The organism is Pseudomonas sp. VI4.1 (assembly GCF_002029345.1).
In the GTDB taxonomy this organism is placed as follows: domain Bacteria; phylum Pseudomonadota; class Gammaproteobacteria; order Pseudomonadales; family Pseudomonadaceae; genus Aquipseudomonas.
Window position 1 is genome coordinate 19729 of sequence record NZ_MULM01000152.1, and the last position, 22383, is coordinate 42111.

Here is a 22383-nt window from a genome sequence, read left to right on the forward strand (position 1 = left end):
GACATCGGGATCCATGCATGATCGACTATGCTTGAGCAGCGAAGGGAAACGGAAGTGGTTCAACACCCCATGGATATCAAGTTCACTAACCGCCTGTCCTATAAACAAGCCCGGCTGACCGTACTGGTCGGCTTCATTCTGGGTACGCTGCTCAGCTTGCTGCAAATAAGCATCGATTATGCCAGCGAAGATGCCTCCATCAACCGCGAAATCCTGTCATTGCTGGAAATCAGTCATAACCCCGCTTCGCGCATCGCCTACAACATCGACGCCGAACTCGCCCAGGAACTGACCCTGGGCCTGTTGCGCTCGCCCGCCATCATCGGCGCGCAATTGACCGACAACAACGGTACGGTGTTGGCCAAAGTCAAGCGCCCTGGCTCGCAAAGCGGTTATCGGGTGATCAGCGACTTCCTGTTTGGCGCCAACCGGCACTTCGAAGACCGCCTGTACCTGGACCATTTACCGTCCGAATCCCTTGGCACCCTGCGCCTGGACGTCGACACCTATGCCTTCGGCAGCCGGTTCCTGAGTCGGGCCGAAGTGACCCTGCTCAACGGCTTCACCCGGAGCCTGCTGCTGACCGGCATCCTGCTTGCCCTGTTCTATGTGATGCTGACCAAACCCTTGGCACGGGTCATTCGTGAACTCAGCGGCCGCGATCCGCGCAGTGTCGAACCGACGTGGCTGGAATGCCCTGCCGGTCATGAAAACGATGAGATCGGCGTGCTGGTCAAAGTTGCGAATCAGCAATTCGAAAACATCGCCACCGAAATCCAGCAGCGACGCAATGCCGAAAACCGTCTGACCGACTACCTCGCACAACTGGAAAACATCGTTTCGGCCCGGACCGCGGAACTCAAAGCCATCAACGCCCGGCTCAGCCAGTCCAACCAGGAACTGGACGTCGCCCGCCGCACCGCCCTGGACATGGCCGAAGCGCGCTCGGCGTTCCTGGCCAACATGAGCCACGAAATCCGTACCCCACTCAACGGACTGCTGGGGATGATCGCGCTCTCACTGGATGGCCCGCTCAATGCCGAGCAACAGCAACAGCTATCCATCGCCCATGACTCGGGAAAAGTGCTGGTGGAATTGCTCAACGACATTCTCGACCTGTCGAAATTCGACGCGGGTCAGCTTGAACTCGAGCACATCCCGTTCGATCTCGGTTCGCTGATCGAAGACACTGCCAGCCTGCTGTCGCAGAACGCAGCACCGAGCGTCGAACTGACCTGTCTGATCGATCCGCACTTTCCGGCGCTGGTGCTCGGCGACCCGACCCGGGTCCGGCAGATCGTCAGCAACCTGTTGTCCAACGCCCTCAAGTTCACCCGCTTCGGCCGGGTCGATGTGCGCCTGTCCACGTTCGGGGACGGCGTCAGGATCGAGGTCTGCGATACCGGTATCGGCATCGCCCAGGACGCCCAGCTCAGGATCTTTCAGCCCTTCACCCAGGCGGGTGCCGGTATTACCCGGCAATTCGGCGGTACCGGCCTGGGCCTGGCACTGACCTACAACCTCTGCGAAGCCATGCAAGGACGTCTCGCCATCAGCTCCGAACCCGGCTTCGGCAGCCAGTTCTGCGCGGACCTGCCGTTGCCGGGCCACACCCGCGCCCTGGTGCCGGCAAAATTGCCGGGCAAGGTCATCGCGATCACCGCCGCCAGCAGCGGTCTGGCGGAACTGCTCAAGAGCCTGTTGCCGGGTTGGGGCCTGGAATATCAGCAACGTTCGATCGACGACTTGTTGATCGGGCTGGACCCCGATGTGGTGATCACCGACTGCCCCGAATGCCTGTTCGGCCTGCGCCCCACCTACACGGCGCCGATTTTGCTGGTGACCGCCTACGGCAGTTTCATGCCCAGCGAAGAAGCCGCCGCCCTGGCGCCCTTGCAGCAACAGGCGCGGCCTCTGGCGCGGAATGCGCTGTACCAGACTCTGCGGCGGGTGCTGCAGCCGGATCTCAACACGATCAACGATGCCCGGCTCGATAATCGCTCACCCATGCGACGCGGACGGGTGTTGTTGGTGGAGGACAATCCGGTCAATCAGCTGGTGGCCAAGGGCATGCTTGGCAAACTCGGCTGCGAGGTGATCGTCGCCGCTCACGGCGGCGAGGCCCTGGATCAACTTGAGCACAGCGAGTTCGATCTGGTGCTGATGGACTGCAACATGCCGGTGATGGACGGTTACGAAGCCAGCCGGCAAATCCGTCGCAGCGGGCGCTGGCCACAGTTGCCCATTGTCGCCCTGACCGCCAATGCGATGTCCGAAGAACGCGAACGCTGCCGTGCAGCGGGCATGAGCGACTACCTGGCCAAACCGTTCCGCCGCGAAGAGCTGGCCGCCTTGCTGGATTTGTGGATGCCGACTACGACAACGCCTTGATCTGGCCCAGGAGATGATCGAGCCCCTCGCGCAGATCATGCAGCCGATCCAGATCGACACCGCTGTCGCACAACAGGCGCGCCTTGAGCGGCCCCACCCGGGCGCGCAACGCCTTGCCGCTGGGTGACAGGCTCAGGTGCACTTCACGCTCATCCCGCGCCGAACGCTGACGCTGCACCAGCTGCAACTGCTCAAGCCGCTTGAGCAGCGGCGTCAACGTGCCGGAATCCAGCGCCAGGCGTTCGCCCAACGCCTTCACCGTCGGCTGCTCCGGGGTCGCTTCCTGCCACTCCCACAACACCAGCATCGCCAGGTATTGCGGGTAGGTCAGGCCGAGCTGATCAAGCATCGGCTTATAGGCGCGGATGACCGCCCGGGAAGCGGCATACAGCTTGAAGCAGAGTTGGCTGTCGAGCTTCAGGGAATCGACGGACAAGGTATTCATTTGAGCAGGGCTTCGATCTCGCGGCTCAGGTCCTGCGGCTTGGTCGCCGGCGCGAAGCGCTTGACCAACTGCCCGTCCTTGCCGATCAGGAACTTGGTGAAGTTCCACTTGATACCCTGGGAACCCAGTACGCCCGGTGCACGCTTTTTCAATTGCACGAACAGCGGATGGGCATCAGCGCCGTTGACTTCGATCTTTTTGAACAGCGGGAAGCTGACGCCGTAGTTCAACTCGCAAAACTCGGTAATTGCCCCTTCGTTACCTGGCTCCTGATGGCCGAACTGGTTGCAGGGAAAGCCGAGTACCACCAGGCCTTGGTCCTTGTAGGTCTGCCACAGTTCTTCCAGCCCTTTGTACTGCGGAGTGAAGCCGCATTTGCTCGCGGTGTTGACCACCAAAACGGCTTTGCCGGCGTAATCCGCCAGGGTCTTTTGCTCGCCCTTGATGGTGGTGCAGGGAATGCTCAGCAGGTTGTCGCTCATGATTTCGGACTCTGAGGTAAGGCTGGTGGGATAAACATAGCGAGCAATTGAATTGTGTGCAATTTAATAAATCGATCTTACGTCGTGCAACACGAACTGTAGGAGCTGGCTTGTCGGATCGCCGCACCGCAGCGAAGGCGGCCTCGAGCCTTGCATCGACAACGCAGACGCCTTCGCCGGCAAGCCGGCTCCTACAGGGGCTCGCTGAACCGATCAAAAATCCAAGTTAGGAGCGTGGCACCAGGTCCAGGCACACCGAGTTGATGCAATACCGCAACCCGGTCGGCGGCGGACCATCCGGGAACACATGCCCCAGGTGCGCATCGCATTTGGCGCAAACTACCTCGGTGCGAATCATCCCATGGCTGACATCACGGATCTCGACCATGGCGCTGTCGCCGATCGGCGCGTAGAAACTCGGCCAGCCGCAGCCGGAGTCGAATTTGGTCTTGGAGTCGAACAGCGGCTCATTGCAGCAGATGCAGTGGTAGACACCGTCGACCTTGCTGTCGTTGTATTTGCCGGAAAACGGACGTTCGGTGCCCTTCAGGCGGCAAACGTTGTACTGCTCCGGATCGAGCATCGCCTTCCATTCTTCCAGGGTTTTATCCAACTTTTCCATTGTCACACCTCAGCAGCTGAAAAAGCCCGATCTGTACCTTTTCCACGGATCGGGCGGCACGTATGATTGCGCCTCGTCAAACGCCAGTCTGGCAGCCAGACCACGCGCATTCAAACGGATTTATGGGTGGCGCATCATAAGGCGTCAGGCCTGTGTGATTACGCAGGATTCCCAGTACGGTCGTGCAAACGCCGCCTGGATCGTTCATTTTCGGGAACACATCGCCATGCAGGTCAGCAAATCGAACAAGCTCGCCAACGTCTGCTACGACATTCGCGGCCCAGTGCTCAAGCACGCCAAACGCCTGGAAGAGGAAGGCCATCGCATCCTCAAGCTGAACATCGGCAACCCGGCACCCTTTGGTTTCGAAGCGCCGGATGAAATCCTCCAGGACGTGATCCGCAACCTGCCGACCGCCCAGGGTTATAGCGACTCCAAAGGCCTGTTCAGTGCGCGCAAGGCCGTCATGCAGTACTACCAGCAAAAGCAGGTGGAAGGCGTCGGCATCGAAGACATCTACCTGGGCAACGGCGTGTCCGAGCTGATCGTGATGTCGATGCAGGCCCTGCTCAACAATGGCGACGAAGTACTGGTGCCGGCCCCTGACTACCCGCTGTGGACCGCCGCGGTGAGCCTGTCGGGGGGCAACCCGGTGCATTACCTGTGCGACGAGCAGGCCAACTGGTGGCCGGACCTGGCCGACATCAAGGCCAAGATCACCCCGAATACCAAGGCGCTGGTGATCATCAACCCGAACAATCCGACGGGTGCGGTGTATTCGAAAGAAGTCCTGCTGGGCATGCTGGAACTGGCCCGCCAGCACAACCTGGTGGTGTTCTCCGACGAAATCTACGACAAGATCCTGTACGACGATGCCGTGCACATCTGCACCGCTTCGCTCGCGCCGGACCTGCTGTGCCTGACCTTCAACGGCCTGTCCAAGTCCTACCGCGTAGCCGGGTTCCGTTCCGGCTGGGTCGCCATTTCCGGCCCGAAACACCACGCCCATAGCTACATTGAAGGCATCGACATGCTGGCCAACATGCGCCTGTGCGCCAACGTGCCGAGCCAGCATGCGATCCAGACCGCCCTCGGCGGTTATCAGAGCATCAATGACCTGGTGTTGCCGCAAGGTCGCCTGCTGGAGCAGCGCAACCGTACCTGGGAATTGCTCAACGACATTCCGGGCGTGAGCTGCGTCAAGCCGATGGGCGCCCTGTATGCCTTCCCGCGCATCGATCCGAAAGTCTGCCCGATCCACAACGACGAAAAGTTCGTGCTCGACCTGCTGCTCTCCGAAAAGCTGCTGGTGGTGCAAGGCACGGCCTTCAACTGGCCATGGCCGGACCATTTCCGAGTCGTGACCCTGCCGCGGCTGGATGACCTGGACATGGCCATCGGACGTATCGGCAATTTCCTCAAGTCTTACCGCCAGTAAGCACAGGTCACCGTGCGACGCGTACTGAAGTCGCAGGGTGATTGATTCAGCAACATATCTTTGCGCCCTGTCTTGCATCACGCCTTCCACGGCTGACGGAGGACAGGTTACTGGCTCGCGTCTAACAACTACAGGGCCTGCGAGGTCAATTGGCTGACGAACACTTCCCGCCATCAGCGTCGGAAATGTCCTTCAACCAGCTAGACTCTTGCTGTAGGACACAGTTTGAAATAGTCACCCGGTTGAATAGCCCGGTGCAGCACCTTATATACCCCGCAGTACGCTACATATTTAGCATGAGGAGATTTCTACAACCATGATGCGCATCCTGCTGTTTTTGGCCACTAACCTGGCGGTCGTGCTGATTGCCAGCATCACCCTGAGCCTTTTCGGCTTCAACGGGTTCATGGCGGCCAACGGGGTTGATCTCAACCTCAATCAGCTGCTGATCTTCTGTGCGGTCTTTGGTTTCGCCGGTTCCCTGTTCTCGCTGTTCATCTCCAAGTGGATGGCGAAGATGAGCACCAGCACCCAGATCATCACCCAGCCGCGCACACGTCACGAGCAATGGCTGCTGCAAACCGTTGAGCAACTGTCCCGGGAAGCCGGGATCAAGATGCCGGAAGTCGGGATTTTCCCGGCCTACGAGGCGAACGCCTTCGCCACCGGCTGGAACAAGAACGACGCGCTGGTCGCGGTCAGCCAGGGCTTGCTCGAGCGATTTTCGCCGGATGAAGTCAAAGCCGTGCTGGCCCACGAAATCGGCCACGTGGCCAATGGCGACATGGTCACCCTGGCGCTGATCCAAGGCGTGGTGAACACCTTCGTGATGTTCTTTGCACGGATCATCGGCAACTTCGTCGACAAGGTGATCTTCAAGAACGAAGAAGGCCAAGGCATTGCCTACTACGTGGCGACCATCTTTGCCGAACTGGTCCTGGGCATCCTGGCCAGCTCCATCGTCATGTGGTTTTCGCGCAAACGGGAATTTCGTGCCGACGAAGCCGGTGCACGCCTGGCCGGCACCAATGCCATGATCGGGGCCCTGCAACGCCTGCGGGCGGAACAGGGGCTGCCGGTACACATGCCGGACACCCTGAATGCCTTCGGCATCAACGGTGGCATCAAGCAAGGGTTTGCCCGCATGTTCATGAGCCACCCGCCGCTGGAAGACCGCATCGACGCACTGCGTCGTCGGGGCTGATAGCTTCCGCAGTAAAAGAAAAGGCCCGCAGTGAATGCGGGCCTTTTTTTGTCTGGGGATTATTGCGGTGTTCTTCAGGCCCCCTTCGCGAGCAAGCCCGCTCCCACAGGGGAATGCATTTCAAATGTGGGAGCGAGCTTGCTCGCGAAGAGGCCAGCACAAACAACAGCAATTACCGAGTAGAAACCCGGTAAACCCGCTCTTCAAGCCGCGTCACACCGCTCTCGATAAACTTCCAGCTCTCACCCAGAACGTCTTGATCCTCGAGAATCTTCAATTCCCACGACGTCCCGAACAGTTTTTGCACTTCATCATCCAGCACGGCAAATGGCGGCCCGTCCATTTGCGCCTGGTCGTAATCCAGGGTAATCAGCAGCCCCAGCGAATCCTTCGGCAGAATCCGCTTCAGATGCTCGGCGTATTGCTCGCGCATTGTCGGCGGCAAGGCAATCAATGCAGCGCGGTCGTACAACGCACTGCAATCAGCGACATCGCCGGCCGTCAACGCGAAGAAATCACCACACCAGATCTCGATCGAGCCCGCCCGATAGACAGTGAAAGGGCCTTGGTCGCTGACGTCCGGATCAAATTGATGCTCGTGGAAAAAGTCTTCCACCGCTTTTTCCGACAATTCGACGCCCAACACCTCGTGACCGCATTTTGCCAGCCACAGCAGATCCAGGCTTTTCCCGCATAACGGCACCAGTACGCGCGAGCCCTCTTCCAGGCCCAGTTGCGGCCAGTACCGTTGCAGATATGGATTCACTTCCGGCAGATGAAAGCCGATCTGATTCGACGTCCACCGCTTGTGCCAAAACTCCGGCTGCATAATTAATCCCGAAAATTCGATCAATAGACGCTAAAACTTATATTAGATTTAGATCAATGATCTGACTGAAGATGATGCCATCTTACCCCTCAGGAGCTCATTCATGTTCCCCAGCCTGTACATATCCCATGGCTCGCCCATGTTGGCACTCGAACCGGGTGCCAGCGGGCCCGCCCTGGCACGCCTGGCCGCCGAATTGCCGAAACCCGGGGCCATCATCATTGTATCCGCGCATTGGGAAAGCAATGAGCTGCTGGTCAGCGGCAACGCACAACCCGACACCTGGCATGACTTCGGCGGATTTCCACAGGCCTTGTTCGAGGTGCAGTATCCGGCACCCGGTGACCCACAGCTGGCGACAGAGGTGGTCGAATTGCTGAAGAGCGATGGCCTGCCTGCACGCATCGACCCCAAGCGGCCGTTCGACCACGGGGTTTGGGTGCCGCTGTCATTGATGTATCCACAAGCCGATATCCCTGTGGTGCAAGTCTCGCTACCGACCCGCGGCGGCCCGGCCCTGCAGACCCGCGTCGGCCATGCCCTGGCCAGCCTGCGCGAACACGGCGTGCTGCTGATCGGGTCCGGCAGCATCACCCACAACCTGCGCGAACTGGACTGGCACGCTGGCCCGGAAAGCGTCGAACCCTGGGCCAGGGAATTTCGCGACTGGATGGTAGAGAAACTTGAGGCGCAGGATGAAGTCGCGTTGCATGATTATCGTCGGCAAGCGCCGAACGCCGCGCGCAACCATCCAAGTGATGAACATTTGTTGCCGTTGTTCTTTGCCCGCGGCGCCGGCGGCACATTCAGCGTGAGCCACGAGGGATTCACCCTGGGTGCCCTGGGCATGGACATTTATCGCTTTGGATGACGCCAGGCACGTGCAGCTTGCGGCGGCCAGGCTCAGACCACATCAACCCCGACATGAATTGCATCATGCCGCCAGAACTCCAGGTCACAATCGATCAGCCGTTGATGCTGATCGTAGTTGACCCGGGCAATCCGCAGCCCCGGACTGCCCACCGACACCCGTAGAGCCGCCGCTGCATCCACCGACAGCGCCGTCGGCACAATCTCGAAACGCACCCGCCCATAATGCAAATCGTAATGCCGGGCATACAGCTCGGTCATCGACTGATTCAAATCAAATTGCAGAATCCCCGGGAAAAACTGCGGATTCAAATAGTGCTCGACATACAAAACCAGCCGCTCATCAATGCGCCGCGCCCGGCAAATCTGGATCACGCTCGACAATGCCGGCAATTGCAACCAGGCACAGACCGCCGCCGATGCAGGTTGCAATCGTGCCGAAATCACCTCGGTGGACGGTACTCGCCCCTGGGCGCTGACCATCGCATGGAAATGACTGCGCTGCATCAGGTTGTACGCCAGGCGCGGTGGCGATACGAACCAGCCACGGCGCTCTTCCCGATAAATCTGGCCCTGGGCCTCCAGCTGTAACAACGCCTCACGCACGGTGATCCGTGTGGTACCGAACAACTCACTGAGCTTGCGCTCGGCCGGCAACTTGCTCCCGGCCGCCAACAGGCCATGGTCCAACTGTTCCTGCAGGACCTGCCCGATCGCTGTCACCGCCTTGGTTGTCTCGATGCGCATCAACGTTACCTATCTGGACTAGACCAGCACTGTTTCGAGGCCGAACCGCGCTTGAAATCGGTGCCATCAACTCTCTGCAAGCCTAGGCACTGCACATGACTGGCAGATGACAATTTTACCCAACGGTTGCTCCAGGCATTTGCACCTGCACCTGCAATTACATAGCCAAGTCCTTTCATATCAGGTCTTTAGCCATGGTCTACGCTTATCTCCAATCCTGAGATATCCAGAGCACGACACTCAGGCTGGCCAGCGCTCGACATCAAAATGTCATCCAGGCCGCCTAGATTGGCTCAGGTATTGCTGACCTAGACCAACACAACCGCAATCGCAGCGTTGAAAACGCCCAAAGGAGCTTCGGATGAACAAGCTTTTCCTGGCATCACTGTTAGGCTCGACCATTGCCATCTGCACTGCCGCCATGGCCGCTGATACCGACCTGAAAACCCTGGAAGCCGCGGCGAAAGCGGAAGGTGAAGTCAACAGTGTCGGCATGCCCGATAACTGGGCGAACTGGAAAGGCACCTGGGACGACCTGGCCAAGAACTATGGCCTCAAACATATCGACACCGACATGAGTTCGGCCCAGGAACTCGCCAAGTTCAAAGCCGAAAAAGACAACGCCACTGCCGACATCGGCGACGTCGGTGCCGCATTCGGTCCGATCGCGGTCAAGCAGGAAGTGTCGCAACCCTACAAGCCAAGCACCTGGGAGCAGATCCCGGCCTGGGCGAAGGATAAGGATGGCCACTGGGCCCTGGCCTACACCGGCACCATTGCCTTCATCATCAACAACAAGCTGCTGCACGGTTCCGAAGCACCGACCAAATGGGCTGACCTCAAGACCGGCAAATACAAGGTGACCATCGGTGACGTGAGCACTGCCGCCCAGGCCGCCAACGGCGTACTGGCCGCTGCCATTGCCAACGGCGGCGACGAGAAAAACCTGCAGCCGGCCCTGTTGATGTTTGCCGAGATCGCCAGGCAAGGTCGCTTGTCGATGACCGACCCGGTCATCGCCACCATGGAGAAGGGTGAAGTCGAAGTCGGCGTGGTCTGGGATTTCAACGGCCTGAGCTACAAGGCCAAGATGGCCAATCCTGATGACTACACGGTGCTGATTCCATCCGACGGCTCGGTGATCTCGGGTTACACCACCATCATCAACAAGTACGCCAAGCACCCGAACGCCGCCAAGCTGGCGCGCGAATACATCTTCAGCGATGCCGGCCAGATCAACCTGGCGCGCGGCAATGCCCGTCCGATCCGCGCCGAACATATAACACTGCCGGATGAGGTCAAGGCCAAGCTGTTGCCGAACGAGCAGTACAAGGGCGTGACGCCGATCAAGGATGCGGATGCGTGGGAGAAGACTTCCAAGGCCTTGCCGCAGATGTGGAACGAAGAAGTCATCGTCGAAATGAAGTGATACTGGATCTGTAGGAGCCGGCTTGCTGGCGATTCAGACACCTCGGTTTCTCTCTGGGCACCGTGGTGATCCAATCGCCAGCAAGCCGGCTCCTACAGGTTTGAGAGAACCCACGGAGTTCCGCCCCTATGAAGCACAACGTCATCCTTGTCGTGCTCGACGGCCTCAACTACGAGGTCGCCCGTCACGCCATGGGGCACCTGCAGGCTTACGTTGGCGCAGGACGCGCGGCGCTCTACAAACTGGAGTGCGAACTGCCGGCCCTGTCCCGACCGCTTTATGAATGCATCCTGACCGGCGTGACGCCGATCGACAGCGGCATCGTCCATAACAACGTCTCGCGCCTGTCCAATCAACGCAGCATCTATCACTACGCCACCGACGCCGGCCTTGTCACTGCCGCTGCGGCCTATCACTGGGTCAGCGAGCTGTATAACCGCTCGCCATTCGTCGCGGCCCGGGATCGCCATACCGACGATCCGGACCTGCCGATCCAGCACGGCCATTTCTACTGGAGCGATCATTACCCGGACTCGCACCTGTTCGCCGACGCAGAAAACCTGCGCCTGCGCCATGCGCCGAATTTTCTCCTGGTTCACCCCATGAACATCGACGACGCCGGGCACAAGCACGGCCTCGACACCCCGCAATACCGCAACAGCGCCCGCTCGGCGGACATCATCCTCGCCGACTACCTGCAAGGTTGGCTCGATGCCGGGTATCAGGTCATGGTGACCGCCGACCACGGCATGAACAATGACCGTTCCCACAACGGCCTGCTGCCCGAGGAACGCGAAGTACCGCTGTTCGTGCTCGGCGATGCCTTCAGTTGCGATGCCAACGCCGCCCCGCAACAGACTGAAATCTGCGGCACCGTCTGCGAACTGCTCGGCGTGGCTCACGACAAACCTGTCTGCCGGGAGCTGCTCAAGTGAACGCAATGACGCGTGGCAAATGGCTGGCGGTCCTGTGCCTGGTGCCTTTCATGCTGTTCTTCATCGTGTTCCAGATCGCCCCGCTGGCGTGGGTCATGATCAATAGCCTGGAATCGGAAGAGTTCGGCTGGGGCCTGGCCAACTTCAGCAAAATCCTCAACTCGAAGTTCTATCTGCAGGCGATCCAGTACAGCCTGGAGATCAGTTTCTGGTCCAGCGTGTTCGGGATCATCATCGCCATACTCGGTGCCTACTCCCTGCGCCGCGTCGACTCGAAACTGCGTAATTTCGTCAACGCCTTCGCCAACATGACCAGCAACTTTTCCGGCGTCCCCCTGGCTTTCGCGTTCATCATCCTGCTGGGTTTCAACGGCAGCTTCACCCTCATGCTCAAGCAGGCCGGGATCATTCAGGATTTCAACCTGTACTCGAAAACCGGGCTGATCATTCTCTACACCTACTTCCAGATTCCGCTCGGCGTCTTGCTGCTCTACCCGGCTTTCGACGCCTTGCGCGAAGACTGGCGTGAGTCCGCCGAATTGCTCGGCGCCAACGGCTGGCAGTACTGGCGGCACATCGGCTTGCCCGTGCTGACACCGGCGCTGCTGGGCACTTTCGTGATCCTGCTGGCCAACGCCCTTGGCGCCTACGCCACGGTCTACGCGCTGACCACCGGCAACTTCAACGTGCTGACGATCCGCATCGCAGCCATGGTTTCCGGTGATATTTCCCTGGATCCGAACCTGGCCAGCGCCCTGGCCGTAGTGCTGGTGGCGTTGATGACCCTGGTGACCATCGTGCATCAGCTGCTGTTGAAGAGGAGCTACCATGTCTCGCGCTGAACCGGGCGCTGCCGGTATCTACCACCGGGTGGTGGTGTACCTGCTGTTCGCCGTTCTGTTGCTGCCACTGCTCGGGACGCTGATCTACTCGATCTCCAGCAGCTGGTCGGCCACCATTTTGCCCAGCGGCTTTACCTTCAAGTGGTACGTGCAACTGTGGAGCGACCCACGCTTTCTTCATGCCTTCGGACAATCGTTGCTGGTGTGTGTGGGTGCATTGATTCTGTCGGTGGTGCTGATTCTGCCCTTGCTGTTTGTGGTGCATTACCACTTCCCGAAACTCGATGCGCTGATGAACATCCTGATCCTGTTGCCTTTTGCGGTGCCGCCGGTGGTGTCATCGGTGGGCCTGTTGCAGCTCTACGGTTCGGGACCGTTGGCGATGGTCGGGACGCCGTGGATCCTGATCGGTTGCTATTTCACCGTGGCGCTGCCGTTCATGTACCGGGCAATCACCAACAACCTGCAGGCGATCAACCTGCGTGACCTGATGGACGCCGCCCAACTGCTCGGGGCCAGTACCTTTCAAGCGGCGTTCCTGGTGGTGCTGCCAAACCTGCGCAAGGGCTTGATGGTGGCGTTGCTGCTGTCGTTCTCGTTCCTGTTCGGCGAGTTCGTGTTTGCCAACATCCTCGTCGGCACCCGCTACGAAACCCTGCAGGTCTACCTCAACAACATGCGCAACAGCAGCGGCCACTTCACCAGTGCGCTGGTAATTTCCTACTTCTTCTTTGTGCTGGTTCTGACCTGGGCGGCCAATATCTTGAACAAGGACAAAAGTGAATGAGCTACGTCAGCGTCCAACACCTTCAAAAGAGCTATTTGGGCACCACGGTATTCAGCGACATCAACTGTGAAATCAGCAAGGGTGAATTCGTCACCCTCCTCGGTCCGTCCGGTTGCGGCAAGTCCACGCTGCTGCGCTGCATCGCCGGGCTGACCCCGGTGGACGGCGGCAAGATCCTGCTCGATGATCACGACCTCGTTCCGCTGAGCCCGCAGAAACGCGGGATAGGCATGGTGTTCCAGAGCTACGCACTGTTCCCCAACATGACGGTGCAACAGAACGTCGCCTTCGGTCTGCGCATGCAGAAGGTCAACGCCGACGACAGCCAGAAGCGCGTCGCCGAAGTGCTGAAACTGGTGGAGCTGAACGAATTTGCCGCCCGCTATCCGCATCAGCTGTCCGGTGGCCAATGCCAGCGAGTCGCCCTGGCCCGCTCTCTGGTGACCCGTCCACGCTTGTTGCTGCTCGACGAACCGCTGTCGGCCCTCGATGCGCGAATTCGCAAGCACCTGCGCGAACAGATCCGTCAGATCCAGCGCGAACTCGGCCTGACCACCATCTTCGTCACACACGATCAGGAGGAAGCGCTGACCATGTCCGACCGCATTTTCCTGATGAATCAGGGAAAGATCGTACAGAGCGGCGATGCCGAGACGCTTTACACGGCGCCCGTCGATGTCTTTGCCGCCGGCTTCATCGGCAACTACAACCTGCTGGACGCCGACAGCGCCACAAAATTGTTGCAGCGACCCATTACCCACCGCATCGCGATTCGACCAGAAGCCATCGAGCTGAGCCTCAATGGCGAACTCGACGCGCAGGTCCGCAGCCACAGCCTGTTGGGCAATGTGATTCGCTACCGTATCGAAGCCCGGGGCGTGGAGTTGGTGGTGGATGTGCTGAATCGCTCGGCGGCCGACCTGCATCCCGATGGTCAGCGCCTGGCGCTATCCATCGATCCGACGGCCCTGTGTGAGGTGGCTTGAAAGCAGCTGCAAGCTTCAAGCTTCAAGTTGTAGACTGCTGACCCTAAATCCACTTCTTGCAGCTTGAAGCTTATCGCTTGAAGCTGTTCCCGGAGAGAACCGCACTAATGGCCCTGGCAATTTTTGATCTGGACGAAACCCTGATCCATGGCGACTGCGCCACCCTCTGGAGCGAGCAAATGGGCCGCCTGGGCTGGGTCGATCCCGAATCGTTCATGCGTCGCAATAATGAACTGATGGACGCCTACAGCCACGGCAAGCTGCACATGGAGGAATACATGACCTTCAGCCTGGAGCCGATGATCGGGCGCGCGCCGCAAGAGGTCGAACACCTGGTGGGGCCCTGGGTGGAAGACTTCATCGAGCCGATCATCTTCAGCGACGCCACCAAGGCCATTGCCGCCCACCGCAAGGCCGGCGACCGGATTCTGGTGATCTCCGCTTCAGGTACGCACCTGGTCGGGCCCATTGCCGAACGACTGGGTATCGACGAAATACTCGCCATCGAGCTGGAAGTGACGCACGGGGTATATAGCGGCAAGACCCTCGGCACCCTGACCTACCGCGAAGGCAAGATCACGCGTTTGCTGGAATGGCTGGATGCCGAGGAGGAAAACCTGGAAGGCGCGAGTTTCTACTCGGACTCACGCAACGATCTGCCGCTGCTGTTAAAGGTGGACTTCCCACACGTGGTGAATCCGGATCCGGTGTTGCTCGAACACGCCGAAAAAGCCGGCTGGCCGATCCATACATGGAAGTGACCGCGCCCCCCTGTGGGAGCGGGCTTGCTCGCGAAAACGGACTAACATTCAACGAATATGTTGACTGAGACGCCGCTCGTCGCGAGACAAGCCCGCTCCCACAGGTTCAAATGCAGCGCCTCAGGTGAGGCTTTCGTCGATCACCAACACCAACTTCCCCGCCACCTTATTGGTAGCCAGCTCCGCGAACGCCGCTTCGGCATCCTTGATCGCAAATGTCCTGGCCAACTGCGCACTCAAACGCCCTTCGGCAAACAACGGCCAGACCTGCTGGCTCAGATCAATGAACAAGTCCGCTTTGAACTGATCGTCGCGACTGCGCAGGGTCGAACCCAATAATTGCACGCGCTTGCCCAATACCTGCGCCAGATCCAGCTTGGCCTCCCGCCCCCCCATCAGCCCAATCAATACCCAACGGCCATCCAGGGCCGATACCTTCAGATTCAGCTCGGCGTAGTTGCCCCCGACCGGATCCAGGATCACGTCGAACGGCCCCAGATCCCTCAAGCTGTCCAGATCGCCGTTACGCACCACGCCGCCCTGCGCGCCCAGCGCTTCGCAGTAAGCCAGGCGCTCGGCGGAACCGACGCTGACCCAGCACGGGTTGCCAAACGCCTTGCACAGCTGGATGGCCGCTGAACCGATCCCACTCGCCCCGGCGTGCAGAAGAACTTTCTCACCGGGTTTGAGCGCAGCCAATTGAAACAAATTCAGCCAAACGGTCGCGTACACTTCGGGTAGCGCTGCCGCCTCGGCCAGTGACATTCCGTCGGGAACCGGCAATACATGCCGTCCGTCGACAACCACCTCTTCGGCCATCCCGCCCCCGGCCAGCAAGGCGCAGACCCGATCACCGACCTGCCAGGAGGAGCCCGGACCGACCTCGCCGATGACCCCCGAACACTCAAGACCCAGCACCTGACTGGCTCCCGGCGGTGGTGGGTAAAGACCCGCTTTCTGCAACAAATCGGCGCGATTGAGACCCGCTGCCGCCACTCGGATACGGACTTGTCCTACATCACACGTAGGACTGGGCTCTTCCACCCACTCCACTCGACCTTCCACGCCTTGCAATGCTTTCACAGTGCCTCCATAGTGAGTCTGGACTGAGCCCGTAGCTGTAGCGCCGGGCTTTTTGCATTATGCGACCGGCCTTTACGGAACCGGCGACTTCAAAGACGGCCTAATATGCGTTATCAATTGTCCCCGCGTCGAATCAGCATGAAGCATTTGTTCCCCAGCACCGCCCTAGCCCTGTTTATCGGTATCGGCCTGATGCCGATGTCGAGCAATACATTCGCAGCCAATAGCTGGGACAAGCTTCAGCCTGACCGTGACGAAGTGATCGCCAGTCTGAACGTCGTCGAATTGCTCAAGCGCCACCACTACAGCAAGCCGCCGCTCGATGATGCGCGCTCGGTCATCATCTATGACAGCTACCTCAAGCTGCTGGATCCGTCGCGCAGCTATTTCATCGCCAGCGACATTGCCGAGTTCGACAAGTGGAAAACCCAGTTCGACGACTTCCTGAAAAGCGGCGACCTTAACGCCGGGTTCACCATCTACAAGCGCTACCTGGACCGCGTCAAGGCGCGTCTGGACTTTGCCCTGGTCGAGTTGAACAAAGGCGTCGACAAGATCGATTTCACCACCAAGGAAACCTTGCTGATCGATCGCAAGGATGCCCCTTGGCTCAAATCCACCGCGGACCTCGACGAACTGTGGCGCAAACGCGTCAAGGATGAAGTCCTGCGGATGAAGATCGCCGGCAAGGACTCCAAGCAGATCCAGGAAACCCTGACCAAGCGCTACAAGAACCAGTTGGCGCGCCTGGACCAGACCCGTGCCGAAGACATCTTCCAGGCGTACATCAATACCTTCGCCATGTCCTACGACCCGCACACCAACTATCTGTCGCCGGATAACGCGGAGAACTTCGACATCAACATGAGCCTGTCCCTCGAGGGCATCGGCGCCGTGTTGCAGAGCGATAACGACCAGGTGAAAGTCGTGCGCCTGGTGCCGGCAGGCCCGGCCGACAAGACCAAAATGGTTGCTCCGGCGGACAAGATCATTGGTGTTGCCCAGGGCAACAAGGAAATGGTCGACGTGGTCGGCTGGCGCCTGGACGAAGTGGTCAAGCTGATCCGTGGTCCGAAAGGCACCGTGGTGCGCCTGGAAGTGATCCCGGCCAGCAATGCGCCGAACGACCAGACCACCAAGATTGTCCCGATCACCCGCGAAGCGGTGAAGCTTGAAGACCAGGCAGTGAAGAAGTCGGTCCTCAATCTCAAGCAGGATGGCAAGGACTACAAGCTCGGCGTCATCGAGATCCCGGCCTTCTACCTCGACTTCAAGGCTTTCCGTGCCGGTGATCCGGACTACAAGAGCACCACTCGCGACGTCAAGAAACTGCTGACCGAGTTGCAGAAAGACAAAGTCGACGGCGTGGTCATCGACCTGCGCAACAATGGCGGCGGTTCCCTGCAGGAAGCCACCGAGCTGACCAGCCTGTTCATCGACAAAGGGCCGACCGTGCTTGTGCGTAATGCCGATGGCCGGGTCGACGTACTTGAAGATGAAAATCCGGGCGCGTTCTACAAAGGCCCGATGGCGCTGCTGGTCAACCGGCTGTCGGCCTCGGCTTCGGAGATTTTTGCCGGTGCCATGCAGGACTACCACCGCGCGTTGATCATCGGCGGCCAGACCTTCGGCAAAGGCACCGTGCAGACCATTCAGCCGCTGAACCATGGCGAACTGAAACTGACCCTGGCCAAGTTCTACCGGGTATCCGGCCAGAGCACCCAGCATCAGGGCGTACTGCCGGACATCGACTACCCGTCGATCATCGACACCAAGGAAATCGGCGAAAGCGCCCTGCCGGAAGCCATGCCGTGGGACACGATCCGAGCGGCAATCAAGCCTGCGCTCGACCCGTTCAAACCGTACATCAGCCAGCTCCAGTCCGAGCATGACGTGCGCACGGCCAAGGACGCGGAGTTTGTGTTCATCCGCGACAAGCTGGCCCTGGCACAGAAACTGATGGCGGAAAAAACCGTCAGCCTCAATGAAGCCGACCGTCGTGCCCAGCACGCCGATATCGAAGCCAAGCAACTGGCGATGGAGAATCTGCGTCGCAAGGCCAAGGGCGAAGAGCCGCTCAAAGAGCTGAAGAAAGAAGATGAAGACCTGATCGCAGCCGAGCCGGACAAGACCAAGCCGGAAGACGATGCCTACCTGAGCGAGACTGGGCGGATTCTGCTGGATTACCTGAAGCTCAACACGGCAGTGGCCAAGCACTGAGATGATGGCAACTTAATGCTGACGCTCCCCGGAGCGTCTTCATCAAGTCGTGAAGAAAGGACCGAGTGCAATTTGCACCCGGTCCTTTTTTTATTGCCAGAGATCGCCATGACCACAACCGAATAGCTGAATCCTTGAGTTCAATACGGACTCAAAGTGGTTTGCACCGATTGTTCCAACCTATCATTGCTGATGGGGTAGCGTTGAATGAACGGACGCCTTCGCGGGCAAGTCGGAAAGCCGCACCGCCGCTCCCACAGGTTTTGTGTCGATCACAAAATCTACAAACGACTCCAAACTTGTGGGAGCGTGGCTTGCCCGCGAAGACAATAGATCAGACACCTGAAACTTCTGAGGCTAATCCGTCGCTAACTGAGCCCGCAATCGCCTTCCAACCACATCCAGCACATCACACCCATCGCGTAATGGAATGGCACAGAGCAAGGCAAAGTCGCTGAGGATGAAGGATTCACACTCGATAGAACCGCGCATTGACAGGTTCTCCAGCACTTGGGTTACCGCACGGATTCGGTAGTTGGCCGCGTCATACAAAACATCAAGTGGCGCGCGGGTATCGACGAACAACGTGGGCATGTCGTCGCAGTTACTGGTGAGCGCCATGAAGCGGTTTTCGGGGTGGGGAGTTGATTTTTCGTAGGGTGGATCCGGTGTAATTGCTGTCATCGTATGATTCCTAACGTATGGAATGGAGCCGCCAGAAATCACTTCCACGCGATAGGTGGCGGCTGTACGCAGGTGTGGAAGACCGGGACGTTAGGCACCCGGCGCACTCGAAAGCGCCCCGCGCACAGCCACCATAAAACACAGACGATAAAAAACGCCGAACTGGTGGCGCTGTGCGCCTAACGATAGAAGGGCTTCCACGCCCTGTCACTGAGTTTGCAGTGACCACCAAAGACTATCGATGGACTTAGCTCCGCACCAGTTCATGCAAATCGCTACGACTTGAAGGAAATCTCCGATGAGCCTGTCCGGAATTGGTGCGCAAGACATTGAGGGGAATCAATCAGAAAAGAAGTCAGAAAAAGATGATATTGATGTAGGGCAATTCTTTAATTCGCCACCATAAAAATGAGCGGCCATAAACGCAATCGTTGCGGAAGGCATCCCTTACGCAACGTATGTTTGCCAGATACGCAGGTGGTTAATCGGCACAACCGCGAGACGCCAACGCTTTAAGCTTGATCTCGGCCAACGGATGCCCCGCCTTGGCAGCCATCTCCCAGAACCGCGCCGCCTCAACCGGATCCGGCGCCTTGCTCGCTGTCCCCGCCAGGCTGATCACGCCCACCTGGTACGCCGCCTTGCCATCCCCCGCCAGCGCCGCCAGGCGCAGCAAGCGCACGCCTTCCTCACGTGCCCCAAGGCCAACGCCGCGAAAGGTCAGGATGTGCCCATAGAAGCTCTGGGCGCCAACGTCACCCAGGTTGGCCATGCGTGCGAACTGGCCCTCGAGCCAGCTCCAGCCACGGGGTTGGCGGACGAACCATGACCAGTGAAACAAGCGGCGCGCCAGCCAATAGCCGGCCCGCGCCTTGAGTCGAAGGAACACTCAGGCTTCCGCCGACTCGGGGTATTCGTACTCGAACACTCGCACCACTTCCGAGGCATGCCAGGAGGCCGCAGCAACACCATCGGAGGGCCCGGAAAAACGCCCCAGGCGTTCGACACATTCGAAGAAGCCGGTGCGCGGCAGGCGACTGGCGCCCTGGCTGATCACCAGCGAACTGCGCAAGGGCTGTTCGGCCTTGGCGTCCAGCGCGGCCAGATGCTCAAGGGCAGCGGTCAGGGTTTGCATGGCCGGCGTCGGCAGCTGCAGACGCTCCAGCAATGCGCGATAAGTCAGAAGGTGCCGCTGACGACGGGCCTGATCCAGCTCGCCGAGTAATCCATCCCAATGTTGACGACTGATGCGTACGCTCACGATTCATCCCTCCACCCTGGCACCGTCAATTCCCAGGCCAGGCTGCGGCGAATCGCAGCGTCGGGTTGACGCTCGCCACTTTCGATCAAGGCCAGATAAGACGGGCTGATGCCTACCGTGCGGGCCAGCGCCTCAATGGCGATGCCCTTCCCTTCGCGCAAACTGCGTAGTTGATCCAGCCCCGGAAGAACCGGGTCGGGTGATGCCGCCTGTCGCTCCGGGGCGACTCGCGGCGGTTGCTGGTTGATGCCCGCTGCTTTCAGTAGAGCCTGATACTGAGCCCACGGCAGAACCGCATACTCGGGCTCGCCTTCGCGTGTGATTATCTGAATATCCATGACTTCCCCGTAGGACAACGACACTTAGCGAGTCGGCACTTTTCCCTAGAAGTGTAATCCTAACAGCGGCCAAGGTCGCGAGGGGTTTGAATATAAGGACGTCCTGAAGGGGTTCAGTGTTTTTTCGGGTGCTGCAGCCTGAGTTGCTCCGGGGTATCGGGCAGGCGCTCGACAATGGCGAGCTTCTCCGGCAACTGGCGTTTGCGCCAGGCGCGGAAGGCGTTGAGTTCGTCGTCGAGGACTTTCATCAGCCAGGCTAGCACGGCGATGTCATCGAGCATGCCGAACATCGGGATGAAATCCGGGATCGCATCCACCGGGCTGAGGAAGTACATCAAGCCTGCGACCACCGATATCAGCGCTTTCGGGCTGATGGCACGGTACTCACCTCGCCAATAGGCCAGGCACAGCGCCTGCAACAGGCGCAGGTCATCTTTGAGCTTGCCCAGCCGGTTGCCCTGGCTGGCACCTTTGCTGGCAACCGCGAACAGCAAGGTCGGCAAACGTCCACGCGCGAGCAGTCGTCCGGCAAGTGGCAGAAAACGAGCGAAACTCCAGGGTGCTTTCATGATTCCTCCCACTGAAATGTTATCCACACAAATTGTGGATAACCTTGTGAACAGAGCTGCATTTCGCGTCTGAAGGCCCCGTTTCATAAGGGCTGAGCTCAGATCGGGCGTTTTTTACTCACATAAAAAAACCCAATATTTCATTGACTTGGCGCTCTGGCGCGGATAGCACGGGCGTCCTCAATGGCTATGACTCCAGCGTTCAGCATCCGTTCGCTTTGTTTACCCTTGCTGAGCGCCAGATGCAACAACGCCCCGCATAAGCGAGGCGTTGTTGTAAAAGCAGACGCCGATTACTTGGCAGCGTCGTCCTGTTTTGCCGGATCCTTGATCGCCAGCAGTTCCAGGTCGAATACCAGCACCGAGTTGGCTGGAATCGCCGGGCTCGGGCTCTGGGCGCCGTAGGCCAGCTCGCTAGGAATGTACAGTTTGTACTTCTCGCCAACGTGCATCAGTTGCAAGCCTTCGACCCAGCCCGGGATCACACCGCTGACCGGCAGATCGATCGGGCTGCCGCGCTCGACGGAGCTGTCGAAAACGGTGCCGTTGGTCAGGGTACCGGTGTAGTGGACAGTCACGACATCAGTCGCCTTCGGCTGTGCGCCATCGGCTTTCTTGACCACTTCGTACTGCAGGCCCGAAGCCGTGGTGGTGACACCCGCTTTCTTGGCGTTGTCTTCGAGGAATTTCTTGCCGGCGGTTGCCGACTCTTCGCTCATCTTGGCCATACGTTCTTCAGCACGCTTTTGCAGTGCTGCGAAGGCTTCGACCAGCTCTTCGTCTTTCAGCTTCTGTTCTTTCTTGCCAACGGCATCTTCGATGCCCTGGGCAACGGCTTTGGAGTCCAGATCATCCATGCCTTCCTGAGCCAGGCTCTTGCCCATGTTCAGGCCAATCCCGTAGGAAGCTTTTTGCGCCGGGGTTTTGAGCTCTACGCTGGTCTGCGAATCACAACCCGCTAGTACCAGGCCAACCAGGGCCACCGCCGCCGCCAACCGATGCTGTTTCATGCTATTTCCTTGTTCATGCGCCTAAAGGGCAATCGAATAAAGCCGCGAGCTTATCAGGCGGCCACGACCAATGGCTACCGGCATGAGAGCAGGAAATGACTGATAAGTTCAGGTGTTTCAACGCATTTCTGGAATCGGAGGATGAAGAGTCTGTCATCTTCGCCCGTAGGAGCGAGCTTGCTCGCGAAGAACGTTAACGATAACGCGTTTTTCCTGAATCAACGCGCCGCCCTTGAGACCATCGCGAGCAAGCTCGCTCCTACAGGGGGAAAAGCGCAAAAGCCAATCTCCAGACAGCAAAAAGCCCGCACTAGGCGGGCTTTCCGTGTGGTGACCTGGCGTTCAGCATTCCAGATCACCGAATATGGCGCAGCGGACGGGACTCGAACCCGCGACCCCCGGCGTGACAGGCCGGTATTCTAACCGACTGAACTACCGCTGCGCGTAGCG

Annotated in this window: 23 protein-coding genes and 1 tRNA gene; 11 read left to right on the forward strand and 13 right to left on the reverse strand. The window is 59.1% G+C overall.

What is annotated here, in order from left to right; all coding sequences use genetic code 11:
- Window positions 1-69 precede the first annotated feature (69 nt).
- Window positions 70-2391 carry a response regulator gene (locus BZ163_RS15155; protein ID WP_128871579.1) on the forward strand — a complete coding sequence of 774 codons (2322 nt, stop codon included), beginning with the start codon at window positions 70-72 and terminating at the stop codon, window positions 2389-2391.
- Here the strand turns inward: BZ163_RS15155 and BZ163_RS15160 are convergent.
- The 3 genes from BZ163_RS15160 to msrB all read right to left on the reverse strand — a co-directional run bounded on the left by BZ163_RS15160 (window position 2375) and on the right by msrB (window position 3940).
- The gene (locus BZ163_RS15160; protein WP_128871580.1) at window positions 2375-2836 is read right to left on the reverse strand and encodes a MarR family winged helix-turn-helix transcriptional regulator; all 462 of its coding nucleotides are present in this window, start codon (window positions 2834-2836) and stop codon (window positions 2375-2377) included. The genes BZ163_RS15155 and BZ163_RS15160 overlap by 17 nt on opposite strands.
- The gene (locus BZ163_RS15165) at window positions 2833-3318 is read right to left on the reverse strand and encodes a glutathione peroxidase (protein ID WP_128871581.1); all 486 of its coding nucleotides are present in this window, start codon (window positions 3316-3318) and stop codon (window positions 2833-2835) included. The genes BZ163_RS15160 and BZ163_RS15165 overlap by 4 nt, the downstream gene beginning before the upstream one ends.
- Before the next feature lie 226 nt (window positions 3319-3544).
- Entirely contained in the window at window positions 3545-3940 is a 396-nt protein-coding gene (msrB, locus tag BZ163_RS15170; RefSeq protein ID WP_128871582.1) for a peptide-methionine (R)-S-oxide reductase MsrB, read from the reverse strand.
- A gap of 226 nt (window positions 3941-4166) precedes the next feature.
- Between msrB and BZ163_RS15175 the strand changes: the two genes are divergently transcribed.
- Complete coding sequence (locus BZ163_RS15175) at window positions 4167-5378, forward strand: pyridoxal phosphate-dependent aminotransferase (protein ID WP_128871583.1); 1212 nt, start codon at window positions 4167-4169, stop codon at window positions 5376-5378.
- A 316-nt stretch (window positions 5379-5694) separates the two neighbouring features.
- Window positions 5695-6582 (forward strand): protease HtpX, encoded by an 888-nt coding sequence (gene htpX, locus BZ163_RS15180; RefSeq protein ID WP_128871584.1) that lies wholly within the window; start codon window positions 5695-5697, stop codon window positions 6580-6582.
- A 172-nt stretch (window positions 6583-6754) separates the two neighbouring features.
- Here htpX and BZ163_RS15185 read toward each other — a convergent pair whose 3' ends face one another.
- The gene (locus tag BZ163_RS15185) at window positions 6755-7411 is read right to left on the reverse strand and encodes a thiopurine S-methyltransferase (protein ID WP_128871618.1); all 657 of its coding nucleotides are present in this window, start codon (window positions 7409-7411) and stop codon (window positions 6755-6757) included.
- A 103-nt stretch (window positions 7412-7514) separates the two neighbouring features.
- On the opposite strand from BZ163_RS15185, the gene BZ163_RS15190 reads away from it, so the two are divergent.
- Window positions 7515-8282: a class III extradiol ring-cleavage dioxygenase gene (locus BZ163_RS15190; protein ID WP_128871585.1), complete on the forward strand. Its 768-nt coding sequence runs from the start codon at window positions 7515-7517 to the stop codon at window positions 8280-8282.
- Between the two features lie 32 nt (window positions 8283-8314).
- Here the strand turns inward: BZ163_RS15190 and BZ163_RS15195 are convergent, their stop codons facing one another.
- Window positions 8315-9028: a UTRA domain-containing protein gene (locus BZ163_RS15195; RefSeq protein ID WP_128871586.1), complete on the reverse strand. Its 714-nt coding sequence runs from the start codon at window positions 9026-9028 to the stop codon at window positions 8315-8317.
- Between the two features lie 361 nt (window positions 9029-9389).
- Between BZ163_RS15195 and BZ163_RS15200 the strand changes: the two genes are divergently transcribed.
- The 6 genes from BZ163_RS15200 to BZ163_RS15225 all read left to right on the forward strand — a co-directional run bounded on the left by BZ163_RS15200 (window position 9390) and on the right by BZ163_RS15225 (window position 14768).
- Window positions 9390-10457, forward strand: coding sequence for an ABC transporter substrate-binding protein (locus BZ163_RS15200; protein ID WP_128871587.1), 1068 nt, complete (start codon window positions 9390-9392; stop codon window positions 10455-10457).
- Window positions 10458-10585: 128 nt separating this feature from the next.
- A complete protein-coding gene (locus BZ163_RS15205; protein WP_128871588.1) occupies window positions 10586-11392 on the forward strand; it encodes an alkaline phosphatase family protein in 807 nt (268 codons plus the stop codon).
- 5 nt (window positions 11393-11397) lie between these two features.
- On the forward strand, window positions 11398-12234 hold the full coding sequence (locus BZ163_RS15210) for an ABC transporter permease subunit (RefSeq protein ID WP_168187370.1): 837 nt from the start codon (window positions 11398-11400) through the stop codon (window positions 12232-12234).
- Window positions 12221-13021, forward strand: coding sequence for an ABC transporter permease (locus BZ163_RS15215; RefSeq protein ID WP_128871590.1), 801 nt, complete (start codon window positions 12221-12223; stop codon window positions 13019-13021). The genes BZ163_RS15210 and BZ163_RS15215 overlap by 14 nt, the downstream gene beginning before the upstream one ends.
- On the forward strand, window positions 13018-14007 hold the full coding sequence (locus BZ163_RS15220) for an ABC transporter ATP-binding protein (RefSeq protein WP_128871591.1): 990 nt from the start codon (window positions 13018-13020) through the stop codon (window positions 14005-14007). Before BZ163_RS15215 ends, BZ163_RS15220 begins: the two co-directional genes overlap by 4 nt.
- 107 nt (window positions 14008-14114) lie before the next feature.
- Window positions 14115-14768 carry an HAD family phosphatase gene (locus BZ163_RS15225; RefSeq protein ID WP_128871592.1) on the forward strand — a complete coding sequence of 218 codons (654 nt, stop codon included), beginning with the start codon at window positions 14115-14117 and terminating at the stop codon, window positions 14766-14768.
- A gap of 120 nt (window positions 14769-14888) precedes the next feature.
- On the opposite strand, the gene BZ163_RS15230 is transcribed toward BZ163_RS15225, so the two are convergent.
- Window positions 14889-15851: a zinc-binding dehydrogenase gene (locus tag BZ163_RS15230; protein WP_128871593.1), complete on the reverse strand. Its 963-nt coding sequence runs from the start codon at window positions 15849-15851 to the stop codon at window positions 14889-14891.
- 138 nt (window positions 15852-15989) lie between these two features.
- Here BZ163_RS15230 and BZ163_RS15235 point away from each other — a divergent pair, with 138 nt between their 5' ends.
- Window positions 15990-18071 (forward strand): carboxy terminal-processing peptidase, encoded by a 2082-nt coding sequence (locus BZ163_RS15235; RefSeq protein ID WP_168187369.1) that lies wholly within the window; start codon window positions 15990-15992, stop codon window positions 18069-18071.
- Between the two features lie 357 nt (window positions 18072-18428).
- Here the strand turns inward: BZ163_RS15235 and BZ163_RS15240 are convergent, their stop codons facing one another.
- The 7 genes from BZ163_RS15240 to BZ163_RS15270 all read right to left on the reverse strand — a co-directional run bounded on the left by BZ163_RS15240 (window position 18429) and on the right by BZ163_RS15270 (window position 22375).
- Window positions 18429-18755, reverse strand: coding sequence for a hypothetical protein (locus tag BZ163_RS15240; protein WP_128871595.1), 327 nt, complete (start codon window positions 18753-18755; stop codon window positions 18429-18431).
- Between the two features lie 481 nt (window positions 18756-19236).
- Window positions 19237-19644 carry a sel1 repeat family protein gene (locus tag BZ163_RS15245; RefSeq protein WP_128871596.1) on the reverse strand — a complete coding sequence of 136 codons (408 nt, stop codon included), beginning with the start codon at window positions 19642-19644 and terminating at the stop codon, window positions 19237-19239.
- Window positions 19645-20016: a hypothetical protein gene (locus BZ163_RS15250; protein WP_003223109.1), complete on the reverse strand. Its 372-nt coding sequence runs from the start codon at window positions 20014-20016 to the stop codon at window positions 19645-19647.
- Window positions 20013-20354: a helix-turn-helix domain-containing protein gene (locus BZ163_RS15255; RefSeq protein ID WP_128871597.1), complete on the reverse strand. Its 342-nt coding sequence runs from the start codon at window positions 20352-20354 to the stop codon at window positions 20013-20015. Before BZ163_RS15255 ends, BZ163_RS15250 begins: the two co-directional genes overlap by 4 nt.
- Window positions 20355-20467: 113 nt before the next feature.
- Complete coding sequence (locus tag BZ163_RS15260; protein ID WP_128871598.1) at window positions 20468-20923, reverse strand: YkvA family protein; 456 nt, start codon at window positions 20921-20923, stop codon at window positions 20468-20470.
- A 293-nt stretch (window positions 20924-21216) separates the two neighbouring features.
- Window positions 21217-21933 carry an FKBP-type peptidyl-prolyl cis-trans isomerase gene (locus BZ163_RS15265; RefSeq protein ID WP_128871599.1) on the reverse strand — a complete coding sequence of 239 codons (717 nt, stop codon included), beginning with the start codon at window positions 21931-21933 and terminating at the stop codon, window positions 21217-21219.
- A gap of 365 nt (window positions 21934-22298) precedes the next feature.
- A tRNA-Asp gene (locus BZ163_RS15270) sits at window positions 22299-22375 on the reverse strand.
- Between the last annotated feature and the right edge of the window lie 8 nt (window positions 22376-22383).

Coding starts and splice junctions, on each gene's coding strand:
- BZ163_RS15165 (WP_128871581.1), bottom strand. CDS start 3,318: ATGAGCGACAACCTGCTGAGCATTCCCTGCACCACCATCAAGGGCGAG.
- BZ163_RS15190 (WP_128871585.1), top strand. CDS start 7,515: ATGTTCCCCAGCCTGTACATATCCCATGGCTCGCCCATGTTGGCACTC.
- BZ163_RS15195 (WP_128871586.1), bottom strand. CDS start 9,028: ATGCGCATCGAGACAACCAAGGCGGTGACAGCGATCGGGCAGGTCCTG.
- BZ163_RS15205 (WP_128871588.1), top strand. CDS start 10,586: ATGAAGCACAACGTCATCCTTGTCGTGCTCGACGGCCTCAACTACGAG.
- BZ163_RS15215 (WP_128871590.1), top strand. CDS start 12,221: ATGTCTCGCGCTGAACCGGGCGCTGCCGGTATCTACCACCGGGTGGTG.
- BZ163_RS15220 (WP_128871591.1), top strand. CDS start 13,018: ATGAGCTACGTCAGCGTCCAACACCTTCAAAAGAGCTATTTGGGCACC.
- BZ163_RS15160 (WP_128871580.1), bottom strand. CDS start 2,836: ATGAATACCTTGTCCGTCGATTCCCTGAAGCTCGACAGCCAACTCTGC.
- BZ163_RS15200 (WP_128871587.1), top strand. CDS start 9,390: ATGAACAAGCTTTTCCTGGCATCACTGTTAGGCTCGACCATTGCCATC.
- BZ163_RS15240 (WP_128871595.1), bottom strand. CDS start 18,755: ATGACAGCAATTACACCGGATCCACCCTACGAAAAATCAACTCCCCAC.
- htpX (WP_128871584.1), top strand. CDS start 5,695: ATGATGCGCATCCTGCTGTTTTTGGCCACTAACCTGGCGGTCGTGCTG.
- BZ163_RS15260 (WP_128871598.1), bottom strand. CDS start 20,923: ATGAAAGCACCCTGGAGTTTCGCTCGTTTTCTGCCACTTGCCGGACGA.
- BZ163_RS15155 (WP_128871579.1), top strand. CDS start 70: ATGGATATCAAGTTCACTAACCGCCTGTCCTATAAACAAGCCCGGCTG.
- BZ163_RS15265 (WP_128871599.1), bottom strand. CDS start 21,933: ATGAAACAGCATCGGTTGGCGGCGGCGGTGGCCCTGGTTGGCCTGGTA.
- BZ163_RS15175 (WP_128871583.1), top strand. CDS start 4,167: ATGCAGGTCAGCAAATCGAACAAGCTCGCCAACGTCTGCTACGACATT.
- BZ163_RS15255 (WP_128871597.1), bottom strand. CDS start 20,354: ATGGATATTCAGATAATCACACGCGAAGGCGAGCCCGAGTATGCGGTT.
- BZ163_RS15235 (WP_168187369.1), top strand. CDS start 15,990: ATGAAGCATTTGTTCCCCAGCACCGCCCTAGCCCTGTTTATCGGTATC.
- BZ163_RS15225 (WP_128871592.1), top strand. CDS start 14,115: ATGGCCCTGGCAATTTTTGATCTGGACGAAACCCTGATCCATGGCGAC.
- msrB (WP_128871582.1), bottom strand. CDS start 3,940: ATGGAAAAGTTGGATAAAACCCTGGAAGAATGGAAGGCGATGCTCGAT.
- BZ163_RS15210 (WP_168187370.1), top strand. CDS start 11,398: ATGACGCGTGGCAAATGGCTGGCGGTCCTGTGCCTGGTGCCTTTCATG.
- BZ163_RS15185 (WP_128871618.1), bottom strand. CDS start 7,411: ATGCAGCCGGAGTTTTGGCACAAGCGGTGGACGTCGAATCAGATCGGC.